The sequence below is a fragment of the Xanthomonas sp. NCPPB 1638 genome, from assembly GCF_041475635.2.
Taxonomy (GTDB): domain Bacteria; phylum Pseudomonadota; class Gammaproteobacteria; order Xanthomonadales; family Xanthomonadaceae; genus Xanthomonas; species Xanthomonas cucurbitae.
This window is the reverse complement of sequence record NZ_CM192984.1, coordinates 2,977,073-3,001,342: the sequence shown is the minus strand read 5'-3', so window position 1 is coordinate 3,001,342 and position 24,270 is coordinate 2,977,073. Positions and strand designations below refer to the sequence as shown.

The 24,270-nt window shown below is 65.8% G+C and carries 22 protein-coding genes and 2 pseudogenes; 19 read left to right on the top strand and 5 right to left on the bottom strand.

Annotation, left to right across the window (positions count from 1 at the left end; translation table 11 throughout):
* Positions 1-27 precede the first annotated feature (27 nt).
* From ACCQ13_RS12910 to ACCQ13_RS12890, 5 genes are all read left to right on the top strand, one after another.
* A complete protein-coding gene (locus tag ACCQ13_RS12910; RefSeq protein ID WP_104605333.1) occupies positions 28-594 on the top strand; it encodes a YqgE/AlgH family protein in 567 nt (188 codons plus the stop codon).
* Positions 587-1,054 (top strand): Holliday junction resolvase RuvX, encoded by a 468-nt coding sequence (gene ruvX / locus ACCQ13_RS12905; protein WP_104605335.1) that lies wholly within the window; start codon positions 587-589, stop codon positions 1,052-1,054. Before ACCQ13_RS12910 ends, ruvX begins: the two co-directional genes overlap by 8 nt.
* Positions 1,055-1,067: 13 nt before the next feature.
* Positions 1,068-2,015, top strand: coding sequence for an aspartate carbamoyltransferase catalytic subunit (locus ACCQ13_RS12900; RefSeq protein ID WP_104605337.1), 948 nt, complete (start codon positions 1,068-1,070; stop codon positions 2,013-2,015).
* A 297-nt stretch (positions 2,016-2,312) separates the two neighbouring features.
* A complete protein-coding gene (locus tag ACCQ13_RS12895; RefSeq protein ID WP_104605341.1) occupies positions 2,313-2,747 on the top strand; it encodes an OsmC family protein in 435 nt (144 codons plus the stop codon).
* A gap of 154 nt (positions 2,748-2,901) precedes the next feature.
* Positions 2,902-3,513 (top strand): glycine zipper 2TM domain-containing protein, encoded by a 612-nt coding sequence (locus tag ACCQ13_RS12890; RefSeq protein ID WP_167526914.1) that lies wholly within the window; start codon positions 2,902-2,904, stop codon positions 3,511-3,513.
* Between the two features lie 74 nt (positions 3,514-3,587).
* Here ACCQ13_RS12890 and ACCQ13_RS12885 read toward each other — a convergent pair whose 3' ends face one another.
* Positions 3,588-4,466 (bottom strand): PhzF family phenazine biosynthesis protein, encoded by an 879-nt coding sequence (locus tag ACCQ13_RS12885; protein ID WP_159407307.1) that lies wholly within the window; start codon positions 4,464-4,466, stop codon positions 3,588-3,590.
* A gap of 31 nt (positions 4,467-4,497) precedes the next feature.
* Positions 4,498-5,376, bottom strand: a complete 879-nt coding sequence (locus ACCQ13_RS12880; protein WP_104605345.1) for a PhzF family phenazine biosynthesis protein — start codon at positions 5,374-5,376, stop codon at positions 4,498-4,500.
* A gap of 183 nt (positions 5,377-5,559) precedes the next feature.
* Here ACCQ13_RS12880 and ACCQ13_RS12875 point away from each other — a divergent pair, with 183 nt between their 5' ends.
* The 5 genes from ACCQ13_RS12875 (at position 5,560) to ACCQ13_RS12855 (ending at position 12,320) form a co-directional block, all read left to right on the top strand.
* A complete protein-coding gene (locus ACCQ13_RS12875; protein WP_104605347.1) occupies positions 5,560-8,169 on the top strand; it encodes a bifunctional aspartate kinase/diaminopimelate decarboxylase in 2,610 nt (869 codons plus the stop codon).
* Positions 8,153-8,611, top strand: coding sequence for a hypothetical protein (locus ACCQ13_RS12870; RefSeq protein WP_104605349.1), 459 nt, complete (start codon positions 8,153-8,155; stop codon positions 8,609-8,611). Before ACCQ13_RS12875 ends, ACCQ13_RS12870 begins: the two co-directional genes overlap by 17 nt.
* On the top strand, positions 8,608-9,963 hold the full coding sequence (gene murL, locus ACCQ13_RS12865; RefSeq protein WP_159407306.1) for a UDP-N-acetyl-alpha-D-muramoyl-L-alanyl-L-glutamate epimerase: 1,356 nt from the start codon (positions 8,608-8,610) through the stop codon (positions 9,961-9,963). Before ACCQ13_RS12870 ends, murL begins: the two co-directional genes overlap by 4 nt.
* Positions 9,944-11,350 carry a UDP-N-acetylmuramoyl-L-alanine--D-glutamate ligase gene (gene murD / locus ACCQ13_RS12860; RefSeq protein WP_159407305.1) on the top strand — a complete coding sequence of 469 codons (1,407 nt, stop codon included), beginning with the start codon at positions 9,944-9,946 and terminating at the stop codon, positions 11,348-11,350. Before murL ends, murD begins: the two co-directional genes overlap by 20 nt.
* Positions 11,351-11,519: 169 nt before the next feature.
* On the top strand, positions 11,520-12,320 hold the full coding sequence (locus ACCQ13_RS12855) for a dienelactone hydrolase family protein (RefSeq protein WP_104605355.1): 801 nt from the start codon (positions 11,520-11,522) through the stop codon (positions 12,318-12,320).
* Positions 12,321-12,517: 197 nt separating this feature from the next.
* Here ACCQ13_RS12855 and ACCQ13_RS12850 read toward each other — a convergent pair whose 3' ends face one another.
* Positions 12,518-13,516, bottom strand: coding sequence for a polyprenyl synthetase family protein (locus ACCQ13_RS12850; protein WP_159407304.1), 999 nt, complete (start codon positions 13,514-13,516; stop codon positions 12,518-12,520).
* 272 nt (positions 13,517-13,788) lie between these two features.
* Here ACCQ13_RS12850 and ACCQ13_RS12845 point away from each other — a divergent pair, with 272 nt between their 5' ends.
* Positions 13,789-14,328 (top strand): single-stranded DNA-binding protein, encoded by a 540-nt coding sequence (locus tag ACCQ13_RS12845; RefSeq protein ID WP_104605359.1) that lies wholly within the window; start codon positions 13,789-13,791, stop codon positions 14,326-14,328.
* Between the two features lie 358 nt (positions 14,329-14,686).
* Here the strand turns inward: ACCQ13_RS12845 and ACCQ13_RS12840 are convergent, their stop codons facing one another.
* Positions 14,687-15,007, bottom strand: a complete 321-nt coding sequence (locus tag ACCQ13_RS12840; protein WP_159407303.1) for a hypothetical protein — start codon at positions 15,005-15,007, stop codon at positions 14,687-14,689.
* A 200-nt stretch (positions 15,008-15,207) separates the two neighbouring features.
* Here ACCQ13_RS12840 and ACCQ13_RS12835 point away from each other — a divergent pair, with 200 nt between their 5' ends.
* The 4 genes and pseudogenes from ACCQ13_RS12835 to ACCQ13_RS12820 form a co-directional block, all read left to right on the top strand.
* A complete protein-coding gene (locus ACCQ13_RS12835; RefSeq protein WP_249027661.1) occupies positions 15,208-15,411 on the top strand; it encodes a helix-turn-helix domain-containing protein in 204 nt (67 codons plus the stop codon).
* Positions 15,408-16,358: a type II toxin-antitoxin system HipA family toxin gene (locus ACCQ13_RS12830; RefSeq protein ID WP_104604448.1), complete on the top strand. Its 951-nt coding sequence runs from the start codon at positions 15,408-15,410 to the stop codon at positions 16,356-16,358. Before ACCQ13_RS12835 ends, ACCQ13_RS12830 begins: the two co-directional genes overlap by 4 nt.
* A 75-nt stretch (positions 16,359-16,433) precedes the next feature.
* Complete coding sequence (locus ACCQ13_RS12825) at positions 16,434-16,742, top strand: hypothetical protein (RefSeq protein WP_146090343.1); 309 nt, start codon at positions 16,434-16,436, stop codon at positions 16,740-16,742.
* Between the two features lie 29 nt (positions 16,743-16,771).
* Positions 16,772-16,951, top strand: a pseudogene (locus ACCQ13_RS12820) (IS30 family transposase); the annotation flags it as partial.
* Positions 16,952-17,483: 532 nt separating this feature from the next.
* Here the strand turns inward: ACCQ13_RS12820 and ACCQ13_RS12815 are convergent.
* Positions 17,484-18,893, bottom strand: a complete 1,410-nt coding sequence (locus ACCQ13_RS12815; protein ID WP_372372419.1) for a GGDEF domain-containing protein — start codon at positions 18,891-18,893, stop codon at positions 17,484-17,486.
* A gap of 489 nt (positions 18,894-19,382) precedes the next feature.
* Here ACCQ13_RS12815 and paoA point away from each other — a divergent pair, with 489 nt between their 5' ends.
* The 4 genes and pseudogenes from paoA (at position 19,383) to ACCQ13_RS12795 (ending at position 24,177) form a co-directional block, all read left to right on the top strand.
* On the top strand, positions 19,383-20,024 hold the full coding sequence (gene paoA, locus ACCQ13_RS12810; protein WP_167526913.1) for an aldehyde dehydrogenase iron-sulfur subunit PaoA: 642 nt from the start codon (positions 19,383-19,385) through the stop codon (positions 20,022-20,024).
* Positions 20,021-20,971 (top strand): FAD binding domain-containing protein, encoded by a 951-nt coding sequence (locus ACCQ13_RS12805; protein WP_104604454.1) that lies wholly within the window; start codon positions 20,021-20,023, stop codon positions 20,969-20,971. Before paoA ends, ACCQ13_RS12805 begins: the two co-directional genes overlap by 4 nt.
* A 1-nt stretch (position 20,972) precedes the next feature.
* Positions 20,973-23,180: an aldehyde oxidoreductase molybdenum-binding subunit PaoC gene (gene paoC, locus ACCQ13_RS12800; protein ID WP_159407300.1), complete on the top strand. Its 2,208-nt coding sequence runs from the start codon at positions 20,973-20,975 to the stop codon at positions 23,178-23,180.
* Positions 23,177-24,177 (top strand): annotated as a pseudogene (locus ACCQ13_RS12795) (XdhC family protein). The gene paoC and the pseudogene ACCQ13_RS12795 overlap by 4 nt, the downstream one beginning before the upstream one ends.
* Positions 24,178-24,270 lie beyond the last annotated feature (93 nt).

The following is a 24,270-nucleotide window of genomic DNA, read 5'->3' as shown; positions in this document are numbered from 1 at the left end:
GGCGGAGCGAACGGCTAGAATGCGGCCATGTCCGTTTTACCTACGCCGCTGGCCAACCAACTGCTGATTGCGCTCCCGGCGCTGTCCGATCCCACGTTTTCGCGCAGCGTCGCGCTGATCTGCCAGCACGACGAAAATGGCGCGATGGGGGTGCTGGTCAACCGCGCGTCCGAGTACACCGTGGGCGAAGTGCTCTCGCAGATGGGGATCGAGACCGAAGATGCGCAGCTGCGCGAGCAGATCGTGCTCAATGGCGGGCCGGTGCATCCGGAGCGCGGCTTCGTCATCCACGACGATGCGCGCGAATGGGATTCCAGCCTGGAAGTGGGGCAGGGCGTGTTCCTGACCACCTCGCGCGACATCCTCGAAGCCATGGCTGCCGGCGAAGGCCCGCGCAATGCGCTGGTAGCGCTGGGTTGTGCAGGTTGGGGGGCGGGGCAGCTGGAATTCGAACTCGGCGAGAACAGCTGGCTCACCGCGCCGTCCGATGCCGATGTGCTGTTCGATACCGCCCTGGAAGATCGCTGGCAGACCGCCGCCGGGCGCATCGGCGTGGATCTGTTCCGGCTGACGGATTATTCCGGGCATGCCTGAGGCGGGCACCCTCCGCCCCGATGGCACGGTGCTGGGCTTCGACGTGGGGTCGCACCGGATCGGCGTGGCGGTCGGTACCGCGCTGGGTGCCGGCGCTCGTGCGGTGGCGGTCGTCAACGTGCACGCCGGCGGCCCGGACTGGGTGGCACTGGATCGCGTGCACAAGCAGTGGCGGCCCGATGGCCTGGTGGTGGGCGACCCGCTCACCCTGGACGACAAAGACCAGCCTGCGCGCAAGCGTGCCCATGCATTCGCCCGTCAACTGCGCGAGCGCTATGCGCTGCCGGTGGTGTTGATCGATGAGCGCTCCAGCTCGGTCGAAGCCGCGCAGCGCTTTGCGCGTGAGCGTGCCGATGGGCGCAAGCGTCGCCGCGATGCCGAGGCACTGGATGCCATGGCCGCGGCCGTGATCGTCGAACGTTGGTTGGCTGCGCCCGACCAGGCCACTCTTCTCCCTTGATTCCCGACCTGCGATGACCACCATGCAACTCGATTCGGATGGACGTTTGCGTCACCTGCTCACCCTGGAAGGATTGCCGCGCGCCACGCTGCTGCAACTGCTCGATCGCGCCGGCCAGATCCGCGATGCCGCGGTGGGCCGCGTCGGCAAGCGCAGCGTGCTGGCTGGCACCGCGGTGTGCACGCTGTTCTTCGAGCCGTCCACACGTACGCGCAGTTCGTTCCATCTGGCCGCGCAGCGCCTGGGCGCCGACGTGCTGAACTTCGACGCGTCCACCTCTTCCACCCGCAAGGGCGAGACTGCGCGCGACACCTTGAAGAATCTGGAGGCGATGGGCGTGCGCGGGTTTGTGGTGCGCCATCCCGACGACGGCGCGGTGGAAGCGCTGGCTGCTGCAGCCGGCGAGGGCACCGCGTTGATCAATGCCGGCGACGGCCGCAGTGCGCACCCCACCCAGGGCCTGCTCGACATGCTCACCCTGCGCCAGGCCAAGGGCACTGATTTTTCCAGGCTCAAGGTGGTCATCGTCGGTGACGTGAAGCACTCGCGCGTGGCGCGCTCGGACCTGCATGCTTTGCGGACGCTGGGCGCCGGCGAGATTCGCGTCTGTGGCCCGGCGAGCCTGTTGCCCGATGACGACATGCTGGATGGCTGCGTGGTCGGCCAGGACTTCGACGCCATGCTGGAAGGCGCCGATGCGCTGATGATGCTGCGCCTGCAGCGCGAGCGCATGGAAGAGGGCCTGGTGCCCTCGCTGGAGCAGTACCACACCGAATACGGCCTCACCCGCGAGCGGCTGACGCGTGCCGGGCGCGATGCGGCGGTGCTGCATCCCGGCCCGATCAATCGCGGCGTGGAAATCACCGACGAAGTTGCCGACGGCGCGCAATCGTGCGTGTTGCGCCAGGTCGCCAACGGCGTGGCCGTGCGCATGGCCGTGTTGGAAACCCTGCTGGGCTGATGCCGTCAGCAGAACGTCCGCGTCCGCCTCAAGCGGACGCGGACGTAAAGCGATCAAGACAGACCGGCGCACTGCATGTCTAAGCGCAAAGCAGGAAGCCATGGCGGGATGAGCAAGCCACGGGTTCTCAGGTTCGTTCAACGCCACGCGTCTTGCCAACGATCCCACCCCGTGGCCTGCTCTTGCGATTGCCGATTCCCGATTCCCGATTCCCGATTCCCGATTCCCGATTCCCAGCACCACCACGTAACACCCACTCCCCTATCGTGACGCTCTCTTTCATCGCAGGAGACCGCAATGGGTATTTCGCGTCACGCCACCGCACACTGGGAAGGCGACCTCAAGACCGGCAAGGGTCAGCTCAGCACGCCGCAGAGCGGCCTGATGGACAACACCCGCTATGCCTTCAGCAGCCGCTTCGGCGACGAGAAGGGCACCAATCCGGAAGAACTCATTGCCGCAGCGCATGCGGGCTGCTTCACCATGGCGCTGTCGGCGCAGCTGAGCGAAGCGGGCTTCCCGCCAGCCTCGCTGGACACGCGTGCCGACGTCGATCTGTCGATGGAAGGCGGCCCGCAACTGTCGCAGATCCGTCTCAAGCTCAACGCCGTGGTGCCTGGCATCGACGAAGCCAAGTTCCGCGAGCTGGCCGATGCCGCCAAGAAGAATTGCCCGGTGTCCAAGGCGTTGAGTGCAGTGCCGATCAGCCTGGAAACCGAATTCTCCAACTGATGCGCTTCGCACTGCATGGCGTCGGTGCACGTTGCCGCCGCCATGCAGCTGGCGGCAACCTGAATACGCGTTTCCAGGGCCTGTCCGGTTCAGGGCGGTTTCACCGGCATGGGTCGAGCATCGGCAGCGTGTCCTCCCTTGCGAAGCTGCCACGATGAAAACTCTTGTGCTTGGTGCTCTTGTGATTGGGCTGGCTGCGGCTGGCACTGCGACAGCGCAGCGCTACGACGGCAGCTATCGCGACGTGTACCGCGACTCCTATCGCGGCGGCTACGAAGATGGCCGCTACGAATATGCACGGGTGGTGCGCGTGGATCCGATTCTGGTGTCCGACTCCTACACCGAGCGGACCAACGAACGCTGCTACAACCGTCCAGCCGACGGTTACTACACCAGCAATGACGGTTACTACCGCAACGAAGGCGGCTATGCCTCGCCCAATTCCGGTCGCGGCGTGGCCAGTGTGATCGGTGGTATCGCTGGCGCGGTGCTGGGTAGCCAGGTGGGTGGCGGCAACGGTCGCCTGGTGGGTACCGCCGTTGGTACCATGGCCGGCGTGGCCGCGGGCCGCTCGATCTACGAGGCCAACAACCGCACCTACCGCGGCAATGTCAGCGTCTGCGAACCGGTGTCCTACCGCACCTCGCGCGAGCGCGTGGATGGGTACGACGTGACCTACGAATACGGCGGCCGCCTGTACCACACGCGCAGCGACTACAACCCCGGCGACAGGATTCGCGTGCGCGTCGACGTGCGCCCGGACTGAGTGTACCGAGGTAGCGGTGTTACATCGTCATCGCGTTGCATCGTCGTGTGCAACGCCGATGACCCGGCATCCCACTACCAATCGAGCGTGCCGCGGATGACGGTCTGCACCTGGCCGCCGGACCACACATGGCCCTTGGTATCCACCCGCATTTCCAACAGCGCATCGAAGCCGATTTCGCGTCCCTGGCTGACCACGTAGCGACGATCCTTGCCCGGCAGCGCCTGGCGGCTGTCCAGCCAGGCCGCCAGCACCGCGTTGGCTGCACCCGATGCCGCATCCTCGAAACGTCGCGCATTGCCGACGAACGCGCGCACGGCAAGGTCGTAGGTGCTTGCGGTCGCGGCGTAGGCGTAGGCGAATACACCCATGCTGCCGGTGGATTCGGCCAATGCGGCTATCGCGTCCCAGTCCGGTTGCAGGCCGCGCAGGGCGGCCTCGCTGGCCAGCTCCACCACCCACCAGGTGCGGCCACCGTCCATCAGCGCCGGTGGCAGGCTGCCGAGCGGCCAGCCATGCAGCGCGGCGCGCAGACGCGGGTCGTCGGCAGCGACCTGTTCGGCGACGCGGGCGCGTGGCGTGCGGATGGCGATACTGCGGTGGCCATCGATCTGCTCCACCCGCAGTGGCAACTGTCCGGCGATGCCGTCTTGCACCAGCAGGCCGTCGTGGGGCGCGGCCAGCCCGGCTTCGAGCACCGCATGCGCCGTGCCCACGCTTGGGTGACCGGCGAACGGGACTTCTTTTTGCGGCGAAAACATCCGCAGCCGGTAGCTGCTGTGCGCATCGGCCGCAGGGAACACGAAGGTGGTCTCCGGCAGCTTCGTCCAGCGTGCGATCGCCTGCATCTCCGCATCGTCCAGCCCCTGCGCATCCAGCACCACCGCCAGCGGGTTGCCGCTGCCGGGGCGGGCGGAGAACACATCCAGTTGCAGGAAACGGCGGGTGGTCATGAGGGGCGATCCGCGGGCAGGGCGCGGCAGCTTACCAATCGATGCGGCCGTCGATCACCTGCAGCGTCGTTCCGCCGATCCAGACCTCGCCCTGATCGTCCAGTTCCACCTGGATGCGTCCGTCGCGGCCGACCTCGCGGCCCTGGCTGGCGACATAGCGCGAGCCCTCGCCTGGCAGGCGTCCCTCGCCATGCAGGCGTGCAGCGATGCAGGCATTGGCGCTGCCAGTGACCGGGTCTTCCGCGATGCCAGTGCCGGGGCAGAACGCGCGCACCACCAGGTCTTCGCTGCCGCCATGGACGGGCGCGTAGATGGATAGCCCGGTGGCGGCGCTGGCCTGGGTCAGGCGGGTGATCGCAGCGAAATCGGGGGCGGCCTGCCGCACCGCATCGGCATCGGCCAGTTCCAGCAGCCACCAGTGGGGACCGTTGTTCCACAGGGCTGCCGGATGCGTGGCCGTGCGCAACCCGCTGCAGGCGGCCTGTACGGCCGCCGCGTGGCGATCGCCACCCGCCACCACGCGCGCATGCGGCGCGCGCAGCCGGACCTGCAAGGCACCGTGCCGGTCGAAGACCTCCACCGGCAGTACGCCGGCGGCGCATTGCTGGCGCAGGCGGCCATCGGCCTTATAGCCGGTCAGCCCGTGCGTGGCCGCAGCCCATGCTGCACCCACGCTGGGGTGGCCGGCGAACGGCAGTTCCGTGCGTGGGGTAAAGATGCGGATGTGGTAATCGGCACCGGGCACGCTGACCGGCAGGAAGAAGATCGTCTCCGACAGGTTCAGCCAGGCGGCGATCTGCTGCATCTGCTCGCCCGACAACGCGCTCGCGTCGAACACCACGCCCAGCGGATTGCCGGAGCCGGGGCGGCTGGCGAAGACATCCAGTTGCAGGTAGCGATGCTTGCTCATCTGTCAGCGATCTCGGGAGTGGGTGTGCATGCGGATGGTTGCAGCGTAAACCGTCGCAGCGCGGTCTCTTAATCCTGGGCCACTGCAACGATTGATGGGGATCATGCGGGAGATATTGGCAGTAGAATCGGGGGTTGCGCCCGGCATACCGGCTTTTCCCCCCAAATCGTAAACGCCTACCCCATGTCAGCTCCCCACTCTACCGATCGTTGGATCGTCCTCAAGTTCGGCGGCACCTCGGTGTCGCGTCGTCATCGCTGGGACACGATTGGAAAACTGGCGGGCAAACGGGCGACCGAAACCGGCGGCCGCGTGCTGGTGGTGGTCTCTGCGCTGTCGGGCGTGACCAACGAGCTTACCGCCATCGCCGATGGCGCCGCCGACAGCGCGCAGCGCGTGGCCGCGCTGGAGCAGCGTCACCGTGAGTTCGTTGCCGAGCTCGAACTCGATGCGCAGGCGGTGCTGGGCGAGCGGTTGGCCGCACTGCACGCGCTGGTGGGCGACGCGCGCGCTGCCACGCGCACGCTCGATTGGCAGGCCGAGGTGCTGGGGCAGGGTGAGTTGCTGTCCTCCACCATCGGTGCGGCGTACCTGCATGCCAACGGCCTGGACATGGGTTGGCTGGATGCACGGCAGTGGTTGTCGGCGCTGCCGCCGCAGCCCAATCAGAGCGAATGGTCCAGGCGCCTGTCGGTGTCCTGCCAGTGGCAGGCCGATGCGCCGTGGCGTGCGCGCTTCGATGCGCAGCCTAACCGCCTGCTCATCACCCAGGGGTTCATTGCGCGGCACGCCGATGGCGGCACCGCGATCCTTGGCCGTGGCGGTTCGGATACCTCGGCGGCGTATTTCGGCGCGCTGCTGGGCGCCAGCCGCGTGGAGATCTGGACCGATGTGCCCGGCATGTTCAGCGCCAACCCGAAGGACGTGCCGGATGCACGCCTGCTGACCCGGTTGGACTATTACGAAGCACAGGAAATCGCCACCACCGGCGCCAAGGTGCTGCATCCGCGGTCGATCAAGCCCTGTCGCGATTCCGGCGTGCCGATGGCGATCCTGGATACCGAACGCCCCGACCTGCCCGGCACCAGCATCGACGGCAGCGCCGAGCCGGTGCCCGGCGTCAAGGCGATCAGCCGCCGCAACGGCATCGTGCTGGTGTCGATGGAAGGCATCGGCATGTGGCAGCAGGTGGGCTTCCTGGCCGACGTATTCGCGCTGTTCAAGAAGCATGGCCTGTCGGTGGACCTGATCGGCTCGGCCGAAACCAATGTCACCGTGTCGCTGGATCCGTCGGAAAACCTGGTCAATACCGACGTACTGGCGTCGCTGTCGGCGGATCTGTCGCAGATCTGCAAGGTCAAGATCATTGTTCCTTGCGCGGCGATCACCCTGGTCGGGCGCGGCATGCGCTCGCTGCTGCACAAGCTCTCCAATGTGTGGGCCACGTTCGGGCAGGAACGCGTGCACATGATTTCGCAGTCGTCCAACGACTTGAACCTGACCTTTGTCATCGATGAAGCCGACGCCGATGGCCTGCTGCCGATCCTGCATGCGGAATTGATCGATAGTGGGGCAATGCCGGTCAGCGAAGGCGAAGTGTTCGGCCCGCGCTGGCGTGAGATCATCGGCTCGGTGCGTCCGCGGCCCACGCCGTGGTGGCATGCCGAGCGGACGCATCTGCTGTCGCTGGCCAAGGCCGGCACACCGCGCTATGCCTACCACCTGCCGACGGTGCGCGCGCGTGCGCACGCATTGGCGCAGATTGCCGCGGTGGATCAACGCTATTATGCGATCAAGGCCAACGCGCATCCGGCGATCCTGATGGCGCTGGAACAGGCCGGCTTCGGCCTGGAATGCGTCTCGCACGGTGAGCTGCGCCGGGTCTTCCAGACGCTGCCCGAGCTGTCGCCGCGCCGCGTGCTGTTCACGCCGAGTTTTGCGCCAAAGGCCGAATACGAAGCAGGATTCGCGCTGGGCGTGACCGTCACCGTGGACAACGTCGAGGCGCTGCGTAACTGGCCGGAGGTGTTCCGTGGCCGCAACGTGTGGCTGCGCATCGACCTGGGCCACGGCGATGGCCACCACGAGAAGGTCAATACCGGCGGCAAGGCGTCCAAGTTCGGCTTGTCGTCCACGCGCGTGGACGAGTTCGTGGAGGCGGCGCGCACGCTCGATGTCACCATCACCGGCGTGCATGCGCACCTGGGCAGCGGCGTGGAGACCGGCGAACACTGGCGAATGATGTACGACGAACTGGCCGGCTTCGCGCGCCGCATCGGCACGGTGGAGACCATCGATATCGGTGGCGGCCTGCCGATTCCCTACAGTGCCGAGGACGAGCCGTTCGACCTGGAGGTGTGGGCCAAGGGCCTGGCCGAGGTCAAGGCCGTACACCCGGGGTATCGCCTGGCGATCGAGCCGGGCCGCTACCTGGTGGCCGAGGCCGGCGTGCTGCTGGCGCAGGTCACCCAGGTGATCGAAAAGGACGGCGTGCAGCGCGTGGGGCTGGATGCGGGCATGAACACCTTGATTCGCCCGGCACTGTACGACGCCTGGCACGACATCGAGAATCTCAGCCGCCTCGATGCGCCGGCTGATGGCAGTTTCGATATCGTCGGGCCGATCTGCGAATCCTCGGACGTGTTCGGCAAGCGCCGCCGGCTACCGGCCACCACCGCGCCGGAGGATGTGATGCTGGTGGCCGATACCGGTGCATACGGCTATGTGATGGCCAGCACCTACAACCAGCGCGAGTTGCCGCGCGAAGAGGTCATCGATGCGCCCGCTGGCTGAGTTCGTGGCGCTCAGTACGCTGGCCGGCGGTGCGTCGATAGTGGCGTCCACCGCCATCGACATGGCCGGTCTGCACATGCGCTGGACCGACAGCTTGAAGTGGGCGCTGCCCGCAGTGTTTGCTGCCGGCATCGGCGCCTGGTGGTCCGGGCGCTGGCAGCTGCGTCGCCAGTCACGCGCGCCAGCACGGCACGCAGGCGGCATGGCGCTGCGCACGGTGCTGTTGAGCGGGCTCAGCTATCTGCCGGCGCTGCTGCTGTACCTGCTGGTGGCGCTGGCAGCGACCGGCGATGCGCAGGTGATCGGCTCGCAGGTCATGCTGCTGTTGTTCGCGATCGGTTGCCTGCCGCTGCTGTGGGCCGCAGTGCCGTTTTCCATGATTGAATATGTCCTGTGCCGACGTTATCTGCGTCGCTTGCACGTTCCTGCAGGTAGTCCATGAGCGCTTTCGACAAACACCAGATCTCCACATTCCGTTTCGTGCGCTGCGCGCTCGACGCGCAGACCGGCGTGGCGACGCTGGTGTATGCCTTCGACCAGGGCCCGGAACTGGTGGAAACCGTCGCCGTGCCAGGCGCGCCATTCGTGTTGGAGGGTGCACATGCCGCAGCTGTGCAACAGGCCTTGCGCCTGCTGCACCTGATCGCGGGCGTGAGTTACTACAAGGCCGCAGTGCCGCCGACCATCGCCATCGACAGCTACAGCATCGATGCCAACACCGCCGCGTTGGTGGAAAGCGTCTATCTGCATGGCCTGGGCGAATTCGCCTACCGCAATGGCTTGAACCTGCACGGCAAGATCAACTTTCCGGTGGTCGCGCAGGCAGCTGCCCCAGCGCCTGCGCTGGGCTTGCGCGAACACGCATTGGTCGCCATCGGCGGCGGCAAGGATTCGCTGGTCAGCATCGAGGCCCTGCGCCAGGCCGGTGTCGATCAGACCGTGAGCTGGATCGGTGGTTCGCAGCTCATCCGCGCCTGCGCCGAGCGCACCGGCTTGCCGGTGCTCAATGTCGGCCGCGTCCTGGCGCCGGAGCTGTTCGAGCTCAATCGCCAGGGTGCCTGGAACGGGCATATCCCGGTCACTGCGGTGAATTCGGCCATCCTGGTGTTGTCGGCATTGCTGACCGGCGTGGACCAGGTGGTGTTTTCCAACGAACGCTCGGCCAGCTACGGCAGCCAGATCCCGGGTACCGGCGAGGTCAATCACCAGTGGTCCAAGGGCTGGGCCTTCGAGCAGGCGTTCGGCAAGTACGTGCAGCGCCATGTGGCGGCCGATCTGCGCTACTACTCGTTGCTGCGGCCGTTGTCCGAGCTGGCGGTGGCGCGGCAGTTCGCCAGGACCGACTACTACGACGCGCATTTTTCCAGCTGCAACCGCAACTTCCACATCATGGGCGAACGCCCGGTGCACCGCTGGTGCGGGGTGTGCCCGAAGTGCCACTTCGTGTTCCTGGCGCTGGCCCCGTTCATGCCGAAGACGCGACTGGTGGGGATCTTCGGGCGCAATCTGCTCGACGATGCCGCGCAGGCCGGCGGCTACGACGCGCTGCTGGAATTCCAGGACCACAAGCCGTTCGAATGCGTGGGCGAAGGCCGCGAATCGCGCGCGGCGATGGCGTTGCTGGCAACGCGTGCGGAGTGGAAGGAAGACGCGCTGGTGACGCGCTTCATCCGGCAGATCCAGCCGCAACTGGACCCGCAGGAGCTGCAGGTGGAGCCATTGATGGCCATCGATGGCGAGCACCGTATCCCGGCGGCGCTGTGGGAGCGCGTGCGTGCGAATTTCGCAGCTTGAGGGCAAGGCGGTTGCATTGTGGGGGTGGGGGCGCGAAGGGCGCGCGGCGTATCGCGCGGTGCGCACCGCGCTGCCCGCCCAGCCACTGACGGTGTTCTGCAGTACCGAGGAGGCGCGCGAACTCGCGGCGCTGGACGATGCGGCATTGCAGGTAGAGACCGATGCCAGCGCGCAGGCGCTGGGCCGGTTCGAGATCGTGCTGAAGTCGCCCGGCATCAGCCCGTATCGCGCCGAGGCACTGGCCGCCGCCGCGCAAGGCACGCAGTTCATCGGCGGCACTGCGCTATGGTTCGCCGAGCACGCGCAGGCCGATGACGACGTGCCTGGCGCCATCTGTGTCACCGGTACCAAGGGCAAGAGCACCACCACCGCGCTGTTGGCGCACCTGCTGCGCAGCGCCGGGCACCGCACCGCGCTGGTCGGCAATATTGGCCAGCCCTTGCTGGAAGTGCTGGCACCGCAGCCGCCACCGGCGTACTGGGCGATCGAGTTGTCCAGCTACCAGACCGGCGAGGTCGCGCGCAGCGGTGCGCGCCCGCAGCTGGCACTGGTGCTGAATCTGTTTCCCGAACATCTGGACTGGCACGGCGACGAGGCGCGCTACGTGCGCGACAAACTGTCGCTGGTGACCGAGGGCCGCCCGCGGATCGCCTTGCTCAACGCGGCCGATCCGCTGTTGCGCGGCATGCAGTTGCCCGATAGCGAGGTGCGCTGGTTCAATCATCCCGACGGCTGGCATCTGCGTGGCGACGTGGTGTACCGCGGCGCGCAGGCCATTTTCGATACCGCCAACGTGCCGCTGCCCGGCGAACATAACCGCCGTAATCTGTGCGCGGTGCTGGCTGCAGTGGAAGCGCTGGGCCTGGATGCCGCGGCGCTCGCGCCGGCTGCGTCGAGTTTCCGCCCCTTGCCCAACCGGCTGCAGTGGCTGGGCAGCGTGGACGGCATCGGCTACGTCAACGATTCGATCAGCACCACCCCGCATGCCTCGCTGGCTGCGCTGGCCTGCTTCGCGCAACGGCGCGTGGCCTTGCTGGTCGGTGGACATGACCGCGGGCTGGATTGGCAGGATTTCGCCGCGCATATGGCGCAGCAGGCACCGCTGGAAATCGTCACGATGGGTGCCAATGGCCCGCGCATCCACGCCTTGCTGGCACCGCTTGCCGCGTCGGGGCATTTCAGCCTGCACGCCGCCGGCGATCTGCAGCAGGCGATGCAGCTGGCGCGCGAGGCGCTGGGCGAGCAGGGCGGTGTGGTGCTGCTGTCGCCGGGCGCGCCCAGCTTCGGTGCGTACAGCGACTACGTGGCACGCGGCCGGCATTTCGCCCAGCTGGCCGGGTTCGACCCGGAGGCGATCAGTGCGATTCCCGGGCTGGGCGTGCAGTAACGCGTGGTGCCGCGCCGATGCGATCGCAATCGGCTGCTGGCGATGCAGGCAGTGGCGCAACGGGCAGGTTGGCGCAAGGCTGGCTGGTCGTTTTACCGCTGACGCACATCGCGACCGCTTCTGCACGCCGGCTCCGCTTACACTGCGCGCACATCCCCGGAGCAAGCGCATGCACAAGCAATGGTCGTTGAGCAGTGTGGGTCTGGTTGGCGTCCTAGCGTCGCTGGCATTTCCGACAATGGCGGCGATGCAGGCCAAGCCGCTGGAGTGGAAGATCGGCAAGGACACCTACAGCGGTGTGCTGGTCTACGACGATGCCGGCGATGCCAAGCGGCCCGGCCTGGTGATGGTGCCGAACTGGCGTGGCGTCAACGACTCTGCTGTGCAGAAGGACAAGCAACTGGCCGGCGACGACTACGTGGTGCTGGTGGCCGACGTGTACGGCAAGGGCAAGCGCCCCGCCAACGACAGCGAGGCGGGGCAGTTCGCCGGTGCGCTGAAGAAAGATCCGCCGACGTTGCGCGCACGCGCGCTGAAAGCCGTTGAGGTGCTCAAGGCGCAGACCGGCAAGGCACCGCTGGATGCGGCGCGCATTGGTGCGGTGGGCTTCTGCTTCGGTGGCACCACGGTGCTGGAACTTGTGCGTGCAGGCGCGCAGCTGGCTGGCGTAGTCAGCCTGCATGGCGGCATCGCCTCGCCCAGCCCGGCGGCTGCCGGCGCGGCCAAGACACCAGTGCTGGTGCTCAACGGCGCCGACGACAAGAGCGTGACCAAGGCCGACATCGCCGCGTTCGAAACCGAAATGAATGCCGCTGGCGCGGATTGGCAGTTCGTCAACTTCAGTGGCGCGGTGCATTGCTTCGCCGAGGCCGATGCCAACAGCGCGCCGGGCTGCCTGTACAACCCGCGTGCCGCCAAGCGTGCCTATCGCATGCTGGGCGATTTCTTCGATGAGCGGTTTGGTCGGTAGCCGGGATTGGGGATTGGGGATTCGGGATTTGGGATTCGCAAAAGCGTGGTCCCGTCCTTCGAATTTTCCCGTGAATCTGTATTCACTGGCCTGCGCTGGCCATCGAATGCGGGGATTCGTAAGAGCACAGCCAAGCCGCTTTGACGAATTCCCAATCCCCAATGCCCAATCCCGTCCGGCGCGCCCAGCGCACCGGATCAATGTGTGCGTTGCACCGCGTAACGGGCCAGGCCGCGCAGTGCGGCCACCGCCGGGCTGGCTGGCAAGCTTGCCAGCGCCTGCTCGGCGGCGGCGGCGTATTCGGCGGCGCGCTGGCGGCTGTAGTCCAGCCCGCCGGTGGCATGGATGGCGGCCAGCACTTCCGGCATCGCCGTCGCATCGCCCTGTTCGACGATGGCGCGCAGGCGCTGCCGCGTGGCCGCGTCCGAATGGGCCATGGCGTGGATCAGCGGCAGCGTGGCCTTGCCTTCGGCCAGATCGTCGCCCAGGTTCTTGCCCAGATCCGCAGCCTCGGCGGCGTAATCAAGCACGTCGTCGGCGATCTGGAAGGCGAAGCCCAGCTGCATGCCGTAGTCGTACAGCTGCTGCTGCACCTGCGCATCCGCGCCCGACGCCAGCGCGCCCAGGCGGGTACCGGCGGCGAACAGCACCGCGGTCTTGCGCTCGATCACGCGCAGGTAGGCGGCTTCGTCGGTGTCCGGGTTGTGCACGTGCAACAGCTGCAGCACTTCGCCTTCGGCGATGCGGTTGGTGGTATCGGCCAGGATCTGCATGACTTCCATGCGGTCGAGTTCGACCATCAGCTGGAAGCTGCGCGAATACAGGAAATCGCCCACCAGCACGCTGGGCGCGTTGCCCCACAGCGCATTGGCGGTGCTGCGGCCGCGGCGCAGGTCCGACTCGTCCACCACGTCGTCGTGCAGCAGGGTCGAGGTGTGGATGAACTCGATGATCGCCGCCAGTTGATGGTGCTCCGGGCCAGAGCCGCCAGCCGCGTGGCCGGCCAGCATCACCAGCATCGGCCGCAGGCGTTTGCCGCCGGCGGAGATGATGTGGTCGGCAATCTGGTTGATGAGCACGACGTCCGACGCCAGACGACGGCGGATCAGGGCATCGACCGCAGCCATGTCCGGCGCGGCGAGGGACTGGATCTGGAGCAGGTCCAGAACGGTGGGGAGGTCTTCGGCGATGGTCATGCGCAGGCGTTCGTGATGTGTATCGATTATAGGTGCCCGGGCCGGATCCGTCCCGCCATGTGTGTCCGGCGTTGCCGGAGCAGGGTGGAAACCGTTGCTGCGCCTGCCTTGCGGGATTGCCGGCGAGTACCGATTCCCACCCGCCGTCGCGGCGTTTTCCGGCCCTGCGACGGGCCGGGCGCAGGCACTGTCGCTGGGCAGGTGCGGTAACATTGGCCCCAAGACATTCACCGCCGCGCCCCTTCGGCGCCGGCGCACCATCGGAAGCATTTATGGCCCGCGGCATCAACAAAGTCATCCTCGTCGGCAACCTCGGCAACGATCCCGACACCAAGTACACCCAGGCCGGCATGGCGATCACCCGCGTGAGCCTGGCCACCACCAGCATGCGCAAGGACCGCGACGGCAACAACCAGGAGCGCACCGAATGGCACCGCGTGGTGTTCTTCGGCAAGTTGGGCGAGATCGCCGGCGAATACCTGCGCAAGGGCTCGCAGGTCTACGTCGAAGGGGAACTGCGCTACGACAAGTACACCGGTCAGGATGGCGTGGAGAAGTACAGCACCGATATCGTCGCCAACGAAATGCAGATGCTCGGCGGCCGTGGTGAAGGCGGCGGTGGCGGCATGGGCGGCGACCGTCCGCAGCGCTCGCAGGCTCCGCGCCAGCAGGGCGGTGGCGGTGGCGGCCAGGGCGGCGGCTACGGTGGTGGCGGCGGTGGTCAGGACTATGCCCCGCGTCGTCAGCAGCCGGCGCAGCAGCAGTCGGCTCCGCCGATGGACGACTTTGCCGATGACGATATTCCGTTCTAGATCACCAAGTAGTGCCCGTTGTGCGTTTACCAAGGTGGCAGGGAGCTTCGGTTTCCTGCCATTTTTTTCAGAGTTTGCCGGTAGATTTCTATCTAGGGACGCTCTGAACAAAGCAGCCTGGTCTGCGTCAATTGACCGACGACCCAAGCGGGCGATTTCGATGCAATTGAGCTTTGGCGACGCGGAGTACAACGGCAAGCGGTAGATTTTGGGCAAGCCCGTGACGTTCATGCTGATGGGGCAGCTTGCCATCGCCTTTGCGGCAGTTGCGGTGATCAACTTGGTTTTCTGCCCATGAGGGTGTTGCGCTGAGGCTGAGCAGCTGTCGCCAAGGCCATGTGTGACCGCTTCAGTCCTGTCAGGCTTCTAGCAACTCTTGCGGATCGGCAAATTCGTCCGCGTCGTTGACCAGGCCGAACAGCAGGTTGCACAGCTCGTAGAAATCGATCTGGTGCACCCACAGGCGGCGGTAGTTCAACGTCGGCTTGCTGCGTTCGGCTCGGTAGCTGCTCTTCACTGCGGCGAGCGCGACGCGCAGCTGGTCCTCGGAAGCGGTCGGGACATCGATGTCCAAGGAGGACAGCAGGAACCAGCGCCTGTCGGGGTTGTATATCGACGGCAGGGGCCGGCCGCCCAGGTCGGGCGAGAGGCTGCGCACGTTGGCGAAAGACGCCTGCACGGCGTACTTGTCCTAGTCGAAGGATTTCCCTTCCTCAGGTACTCGGCAAGTCGGAATCCACCCGCCCGCGCTGGCTGCTTGCAAATTAGGTGTATATCCCTAATATTTGGGCCGTTCGCCCATTCTCTAGGTGCATACGTCTAATGCAAACGCTCGCGGAGCTAGGCTTGGCCGTCGCCCATCGCCGGCGCGCTCTACGCATGACCCAGGCCGATGTGGCCGCGCAAGCGGGGGTGTCGTCGGACACGCTGTCTCGGTTCGAGCTGGGCAGGGTGTCCGAGTTCGGATCCCGAAAGCTGCTTGCTGTCCTGTCCGCCCTGGGCATGGAGCTGGAGTTCAAGGAAGAGGGTGCAGCCGGCAACCTCGATGAGCTCCGGAAAGAGCACATGGCGCCGCGCCGATGAAACTGTCTGTCTATGTGCACGGGCATGAGGTCGCCTCGCTGGAGGATCTGAACAGTTTCACGAGCCGGCTCAGTTACCACGATGATGTGGAGCAAGACGACTTCGTGTCGCTCACCATGCCGGTGCGGCGGGAGCCGTGGGACTGGGACGACCAGCTGCACCCGATCTTCCAGATGAACCTGCCCGAGGGCTACTTGCTGCAGGTGCTGCAGGAGCAATTCGGCCCCCACATCGGCGGCAGCCCAATGAACCTGCTGTCGGTGGTCGGCAGGAACATGATCGGGCGCATCCAGATCGCGCCTCCTGGCGCCGTGCTCAATGAGCCGGCCAAGCCGGTTGACGTGGCCGCACTCCTGCAGGGCGACAACTCCGCCGAAGCCTTCGCAGAACTGGTGCGCGAGCATGCCACCAGCGGTGTTTCTGGCGTTGTCCCCAAGTTCCTGGACACGGAGAAGTTGACCGGTCTGGGCAACCACAAAGAGGAAACGCTTTTCACCCACCGGCACATCATCAAGGGCTCATCCCAGCACCTGCCATTCGTGTCCCTCAACGAGCACCTGTCGATGCAGGTGGCGGCGAAGGTGCTGCCCACGGCCAAGACAGAAATCTCGCGCGATGGCCAGGCGCTGGTCGTGGATCGCTTCGATGTGGACGACGACGGCCAGCCTCTATGGGGCATGGAGGACTTCTGCGCGCTGCTCGGCATGCGGCCGGCGAACAAGTACGAAACCACGTGGGAGCGGATCGCCAGGGCTGTTCGCGACCATGTTCCTGCCGATCGCAGGATGGAGGTGAACCAACATCTTGCCACGGTTGTTCTGTTGACCTATGCGCTCAGGAATGCCGACTGCCATGCGAAGAACGTGGCGCTTCGGTACACATCCCGCCGCGACGTTGAGGCCACGCCTGTCTACGACATGCTCACCAAGGCAGCCTATGGCCAGTAAGCCAAGAACCCGCCAGGCATCAGCTTGGGTGGTCGAAAGACTTGGGATCCGGGCCGGACCCTGCAGCAGTCGATCGTGTCGGTATTCGGGGTGCCCGCGCGCAAGCAAACCCAAATCGTGGAGCAGATTGGCCAGGCAATCTCCGAGGTCGCGCCGGCGGTGCGCGAAGCAGTCAACGAGCATCCGTGCTTCCGCGAGATCGGCAAGCGGATGCTCCTGGCGTGGCAGGAGGGCCTGAGCATGCTGTACAACAAGCGCACCTACAACCTTGGGGAGCTGGACCTTGGCGAGTCTTTCCGTAGACTGTCCGGCCCCGAGCCGGTGAACGCCCAGCGGGTTGTCATTGGCCGATCCGGCCTTGCCGATTCGGATCCGATGGGCTGACCAGTAACGAGGCCGGATTGCCATCGCCTCTGCTGCGCCAGTTCCTACCCAAGGGTGTGGATTTGTCCAGCGTCAGTCAGGAGTATCTCAATCACATCGCCTTGCTGATGAACACCCGTCCACGAAAAACGCTGGGCTGGAAAACGCCCAGTGAAGCGATGGAAGAAGAACTCGCAACCTTTAAATCACGTGTTGCACTTGAATCTTGAGGTCGCCGGTTTGGCGACTGTCTTTATGGATGCTGGGTTATTGCTCGGGCTTCTACATTCCATTATGAATTTGGCTCATTTTATCGGTGGTATGGGTTTATGTGAATGTTATGTAATAGTTTATTATTGTTGTGATTGGTGGTGCGCAAATGGAGGTAAATCCCGGCATGTCCCTACTGAGGGCCGGATTTTTTATGCCGACATGAGATGAGTTCAAGAATCTTTGCCGTAGTTTGAGAACGGCATGTGCTTTGGCGGATTGTCTACTGTAGTTGCGCAGGTGAGTGGGGACTTGCACGCACGCTGCTTGGGAAATGTCGGTCCGTTGATGCGTCTTTGAGAGATGCCATCACGGTCGCGGTGTCGGCGCCGGATGCACGCCTGTGTGGCTCGGTGCCTGACTGCTGCCACAGCATCCCGTTCAACGGCGTCTTCTACGCGTAATGCACGCGCGGCAATGGGTCGGCTTCGCCGCGCAAGCGTGGAACCTGCGTGAGCAGTGCAAATGCCGTCGGACTGCGCTGCGCATCCGTCACGCGGATGTCCGGTTCCGGCCAGCCTGCTTGGCGCGGTACAGCGCCACGTCGGCGTCGTGCACGAGTGTCTGCGGTGTCGCCGGTTTCTGCGGCGTATCGCAGCTGGCAGCGCCTACGCTGACGGTGACATGGGGACTGGTAGGGCTGGCCAGATGCATCAGACCCAGGTCGGCGACGGCCGCGCGCAGGCTCTCTGCCACACGCAGGGCGCCCGCCGTATCGGTATGCGGCAGGATCACCGCAAACTCTTCGCCACCGTAGCGGGCAGCCACCTCCTCGCTGCGGCGGGTGCAGCCGGCGATGGCTGCGGCGATCAGGCGTAGGCACGCATCGCCGTTCACATGTCCATAGGTGTCGTTATAGAGCTTGAAGTGGTCGACGTCGATCATCAGCACCGAAACTGGCACCTGCAGATGCACTGAATCCTGCACCGCCTGCGACAGATGTTGATCGAACGCGCGGCGGTTGGCGATGCCGGTCAGCGCGTCCACCCAGGCGTCGGAACTCAGCTGGGTTTCGGCGCGATGCATGCGCCGCACCTGCAGGTCCAGCCAGAAGCCGACACCCAGCAACAGCGTGCAGCCGAGCGCTGCAATCACGATCCGTTGCCGCGCCGCCTGCTGCCAACTGTGCAGCGCATCGTCCACCGAAAAGCCGGTCAATACGGTCAGCGGGTAGGGGCGGGCGGGCGCGAAACTGGAGATGCGTTTCACCCCATCGATCGGTGAGCGGTAGATGGCGGTGCCGTGTCGGCGCGCACGGATGGTGGCGAAGATCGAAGTGCCGGCGACCGACGTGCCGATCACGCCGCGTCGGTCCGGTCGGCGTACCAGCACGACGCCGTTGTTGTCGATCATGCCGATGGTGCCATGCGGGCCCACGTCGAAGGCGCTGTAGTAATTCTGGAAGTAGCGTAGCTGCAGTGTCACCAGAACCACACCCGCGAATTCTCCGCTGGGAGTATTGAGTCGGCGGCTGAGCGTCATCACCCAACTGCCGTCGGAACGGCTTTGTAGCGGCGGGCCGATCAGCGACATGGCATCGCGATGGTCGCGGTGGTACCTGAAATAGGCGCGGTCGGCGTTGTTGTGCGTCCTGGGAGTGCTGTCCAGCGAGGAACTCACCCAGCTGCCGTCGGCGGCATAGATGAAGATGCCATGCAGGCGATCCGAACGGCGTGCCTCGTGGACCAGGAACCGGTGCATCGCCGCGCCGGCACTGGCAGACCCTTGGCCATGTTCGACACGCGATACCAGACCCGACAGCACTGCGTCGGCGATCGACAGACTGTCGCTGGCGTGCTGCGCCAACGAATTGGCCAGGTTCAACGACTGCGCTTCGGCGCTGTGCAGGGCGGTTGCGCGCTCCTCGCGAATGGACCAGTACTCGGAACCCAGCAGCAGCAGGCAGGCGATGCCCAGCACGAAGTGCAACGCGATGCGTTGTGCACGTTGCCTGTACCGTCGTGTGGGTGAGATCACGGTCGCCGTCCGTCTGGATATCGGTCTTGATGCAATCGACGTGCCATCGCGCGCGTGGTCGGGAAGCCGGCCGTGTCCGCTTGCCGGCCGGTGCGTCGTACCCGGTGAATGCTGGCCGCGTCCGCTCGCGTAGAGAGCGTTGCAGTGCACGGCGTCCTCCATTCGTGCGGGGCGCCGTCCGAACATGTCGCCTGGGTCCAGGTCCTGGCCGGCGGCAACAGCTCGTTGGTAGCGCAAGGCATCCGCGTCATGTGGCAAGGCGAACGCAGGTCGGCGCGGCTGTGGAGGTCCAGCCGGAGAGTTGGCGACAGACCCGTGAATCGTTGGTATCACAAAGCGCTCACGCGTTGATGACCGTGCCCGTTGCACATTGTCCGCGCCTTGAACAAGCCAGCATTGTTGGAGATGCCAGCCATGAGAAACTTCAGGATTACCCGCCGCGAGGTGTTAATCGCCGGGACGGCATCGGCAGCCAGCGTGGCCGCAGCCCAATCGATGCCTGCCGCCGCCGTATCGCAACGGCAAGCCGTGGAACCAGCCAACACGTCCAGCCCGGTCGCCTTCGAGGTCAACGGCAAACCGGTGACGCTGACCCTGGACAACCGCACCACACTGCTTGATGCATTGCGCGAGCATCTACAGCTGACCGGGACCAAGAAGGGCTGCGATCACGGCCAATGCGGTGCATGTACGGTGATCGTAGATGGTCAACGCATGAACGCCTGCTTGTCGCTGGCGGTGATGCACGAAGGTGCCAAAGTGACCACCATCGAGGGATTGGGTACGCCGGGCAGCCTGCATCCGATGCAGGCTGCGTTCGTCAAGCACGATGGGTATCAATGCGGTTATTGCACGCCAGGCCAGATCTGTTCGGCGGTGGCGGTGCTCGATGAGGTCAAGCGTGGCATTCCCAGCCATGTGACGGTGGATCTCACCGCCAGGACGCGGCTCACCACGCTCGAACTGCAGGAACGCATGAGCGGCAACATCTGTCGCTGCGGCGCTTACTCCAACATCGTCGAGGCGATCAACGAGGTTGCCGGAGCACGCACATGAAGGCTTTCAGCTATGAGCGCGCCAGCTCGCCAGTGGATGCGGCGGCCAAGGCCGCACGTCAGACCGGCGCCAGGTTCATCGCCGGCGGTACCAACCTGCTCGATCTGATGAAACTGCAGATCGAAACGCCGCAACACCTGATCGACGTCAACGGCCTGAACCTGGACACCATCGAGGCGACGGCGGAGGGTGGCTTGCGCGTTGGCGCGCTGGTGCGCAACACCACGTTGGCGGCCGATACGCGGGTACGCCGTGATTATGCGGTGCTCTCTCGCGCATTGCTGGCGGGCGCTTCCGGCCAGCTACGCAACCGTGCAACCACGGCGGGGAATCTGCTGCAGCGCACGCGCTGCCCGTATTTCTACGATACCCACCAGCCGTGCAACAAGCGCTTGCCCGGTAGTGGGTGCGCGGCCATTGGCGGATTCAATCGCCAGTTGGCGGTGATCGGCGCCAGCCAGGAATGCATCGCCACCCACCCCAGCGACATGGCGGTGGCCATGCGCGTGCTCGACGCGGTGGTCGAAACCGTGCGCCCGGATGGCCAGGCCCGCAGCGTGCCGCTGGCCGACTTCTACCGTGCGCCCGGAGCTACGCCGCATCTGGAAACAGTGCTAGAGCGTGGCGAACTCATCACTGCGGTGACGCTGCCGAAACCGCTTGGAGGCACGCATGTCTATCGCAAGGTGCGCGACCGTGCGTCCTATGCGTTCGCCCTGGTATCGGTTGCCGCGGTGGTGCAACGCGACGGCAGTGCACGCGTGGGCCTGGGCGGGGTGGCGCACAAGCCGTGGCGTAGCGAAGCGGCCGAGGCGCAGTCGCGGCAGGGCGCGCGTGCCATCGCCTCGGTGCTGCTGGACGGTGCCCGTCCCACCGAGCACAACGCGTTCAAGCTGCCGCTGGTGAAACGCACCCTGGGCGCGATCCTGACCGAGGCGAGGGGCTGATATGAAATTCGACACGCCTGCGGGCACCAATCCCATCGACCGGCGCAAGGTCGTGGGCAAGCCCGTCGATCGCATCGACGGCCCGCTCAAGACCACGGGCCAGGCCCGCTACGCCTATGAGCATCACGATCTGCCGTGCCGTGCGGCCTACGGCCATGTCGTCGGTGCAGGTATCGCCAAGGGCAGCATCCGCAGCATGGATGTGAGCGCGGCGCGCAATGCGCCCGGCGTGCTGGGCGTGGTTACCGCACGCAGCGCCGGCAAGTTGCACAAGGGCAAGCTCAATACCGCCACGCTGCTGGGCGGGCCACAGATCGAGCATTACCACCAGGCCATCGCGGTGGTGGTCGCAGAAACCTTCGAACAGGCACGCGCGGCCGGGCAGTTAATCAAGGTGGATTACGATCGCCATGTCGGCGCGTATGACCTGGAAAAGGCGCGTGGCAGTGCAAAGGTCACCAAGGAGGGCGGGGCGCCTAATAGCGCAGTTGGCGATTTCGCCGCTGCATTTGCCACCGCGCCGGTGCGACTGGACGCCGAATACACCACGCCCGACCATTCGCACGCGATGATGGAGCCGCACGCATCGACCGCGATGTGGGAGGGCGACAGGCTGAGTGTGTGGACGTCCAATCAGATGATCCACTGGGGTGCGCGCGACCTGGCCACCACGCTGGGCATCGCGCGCGAGAACGTACGCATCATGTCGCCGTATGTGGGTGGCGGATTTGGCGGCAAGCTGTTCCTGCGCGCCGACGCGGTGCTGGCCGCGCTGGCCGCGCGCCAGGTCGCACGCCCGGTCAAGGTGATGCTGCCGCGTCCGTTGATCGCCAACAATGCCACGCACCGCCCGGCCACCTTGCAGCGCATTCGCATCGGTGCAGAGCGCGATGGCAGGATCACTGCGATCGCGCACGAAACCTGGTCCGGCGACCTGCCCGGCGGCGCGCCGGAAATCGCCGCAGCGCAAACCCAGTTGCTGTATGCCGGTGCCAACCGCCTGATCGCCACCCGCCTTGCGGTGCTGGACCTGCCCGAAGGCAACGCCATGCGCGCGCCTGGCGAAGCGCCCGGCCTGATGGCGCTGGAAGTGGCGATGGACGAAATGGCCGAGAAACTGCAGATGGACCCGGTGGCATTGCGCATCGTCAACGACACCCAGGTCGATCCGGAGAACCCGCAACGCCGTTTCTCGCAACGTCAGTTGGTTACCTGCCTGGAAGACGGGGCCAGGCGTTTCGGGTGGTCCCGGCGCCAGCCCACGCCCGCCAGCACGCGCGATGGGCGCTGGTGGGTAGGCATGGGCGTGGCGGCTGCCTTTCGCAATGCGCCGGTGATGAGTTCCGGTGCGCGCATGCGCCTGGAGCAAGGTGGCCGGGTTGTAGTGGAGACCGACATGACCGATATCGGCACCGGTTCGTACACCATCATTGCGCAGACTGCCGCCGAAATGCTGGGCGTGCCGTTGGATTGGGTGGACGTGCGGCTGGGCGATTCCGCCTTTCCGGCGTCGGCTGGTTCGGGCGGTCAATGGGGTGCCAATAGCGCCACTGCAGGCGTGTATGCCGCAGCGGTCAAGCTGCGCGAGGCCATCGTGGCGAAGCTGGGGCTGGACCCTGCCGGCGCCGAATTCCTCGATGGGCATGTCCACTCCGGCGGCAAGCGCGTCGCGTTGGGCGATGCGGCGGCCCGCGGCGCAATAGTGGTCGAAGACACGATCGAATTCGGCGATCTCGACAAGACCCATCAGCTGTCCACCTTCGGCGCGCACTTCGTGGAGGTGGGCGTAGACATGGCCACTGCGGAGGTGCGCATCCGCCGCATGCTGGCGGTATGCGCCGCCGGGCGCATCCTCAATCCCAAGACCGCGCGTAGCCAGGTGATCGGCGGCATGACCATGGGAGCGGGTGCGGCGTTGATGGAGGAACTGGCCGTGGATACGCGCCTGGGCTTCTTCGTCAACCACGACCTGGCCGGCTACGAAGTGCCGGTACATGCCGACATCCCGCACCAGGAGGTGGTGTTCCTGGAGGAAAGCGATCCGCTGTCGTCGCCGATGAAGGCCAAAGGCGTGGGCGAACTGGGAATCTGCGGGGTCGCGGCGGCGATCGCCAATGCGGTGTACAACGCCACCGGCGTGCGCGTGCGCAACTATCCAATCACGCTCGACAAGCTGCTGCCGCAGTTGCCCGGAACCGTGCGCGCGTGAGCGCGATGGTTGCCCCTGCCGCACACGCCACACCCGCATGGCCGGCATGGCCTGGCTATGCAGTTCACGAGGACCTATTGCCCATCCTGACTGCCTGGCACCGTGCCGGGCAGCGCGTGGCGATGGCGACACTGGTCGATGTGCAGGGTTCTTCGCCACGACCGGTGGGCAGCGAGATGGCGATCAATTCCCATGGCGAGGTGGTGGGCTATGTCTCGGGCGGTGCGTGGAAGCGGCGGTGGCGCATGAGGCGCAGGCCGCACTGCGCGATGGCCAACCGCGTTGGCTGGACTACGGCCAGGGAAGCCCCGTGCTGGATATCCAGCTCAGCTGCGGCGGGCGTATCGGCATCCTGGTCTGGCCCGTCCCGGACCTGGGCGAACATCTGGCACGGTGGCGCAACGCGCGCCAGCACCGCCGTGCGTTCCACGTCGCGCTCGATCGCGCCACCGGCACCGTGCGCTACCCGGCCACGGTGCGCGATATCCACCCTGGTGAATTCGCATGCGTGCAGCGTCCGCCACTGCGATTGGTGCTGGTGGGAGCGGACCCTGCGCTGCTGGTACTGGTGGCCCTGGCGCGGCAGATGGGCATCGAGGTGCGCGTCCTGCGCCCGCATGGTCCTGTCGAACCACCCCCCGGGCTGAGCGCGGAGCATTACGACAGGCGTGGCCTGGGCGATGCATTGCGCGATGTCCAACTGGACGCGCACACCGCCCTGTATAGCCTGGCGCACGACGCGCAGATCGATCTGCAGGTAGCCCAGCGCGGCCTGGACTCTGCTGCCGCGTGTATCGGCATCCTGGGGAGCCGCAGCAAGCGCCAGGCGAGGCTACATGCACTGGGTGCGCTCGGCTACGATCAGTGCGCGCTGGCACGTCTGCGTCTGCCCGCCGGTTGGCGCATGGGGCGCTCTTCGCCGCACACCATCGCACTGGGAATCATTGCCGAAGCCACCCAGGCCGTGGCCGACCGGCAGGCGGCCACGGGCGATTGAGTCGGCAGCGGCCGCAGCCCCAGGCAGTGGTCTCGGCACCGCCGCAAGCGCCGGCGACAGACGCAGGACTGATACAGGGCATGTCGCACCCGC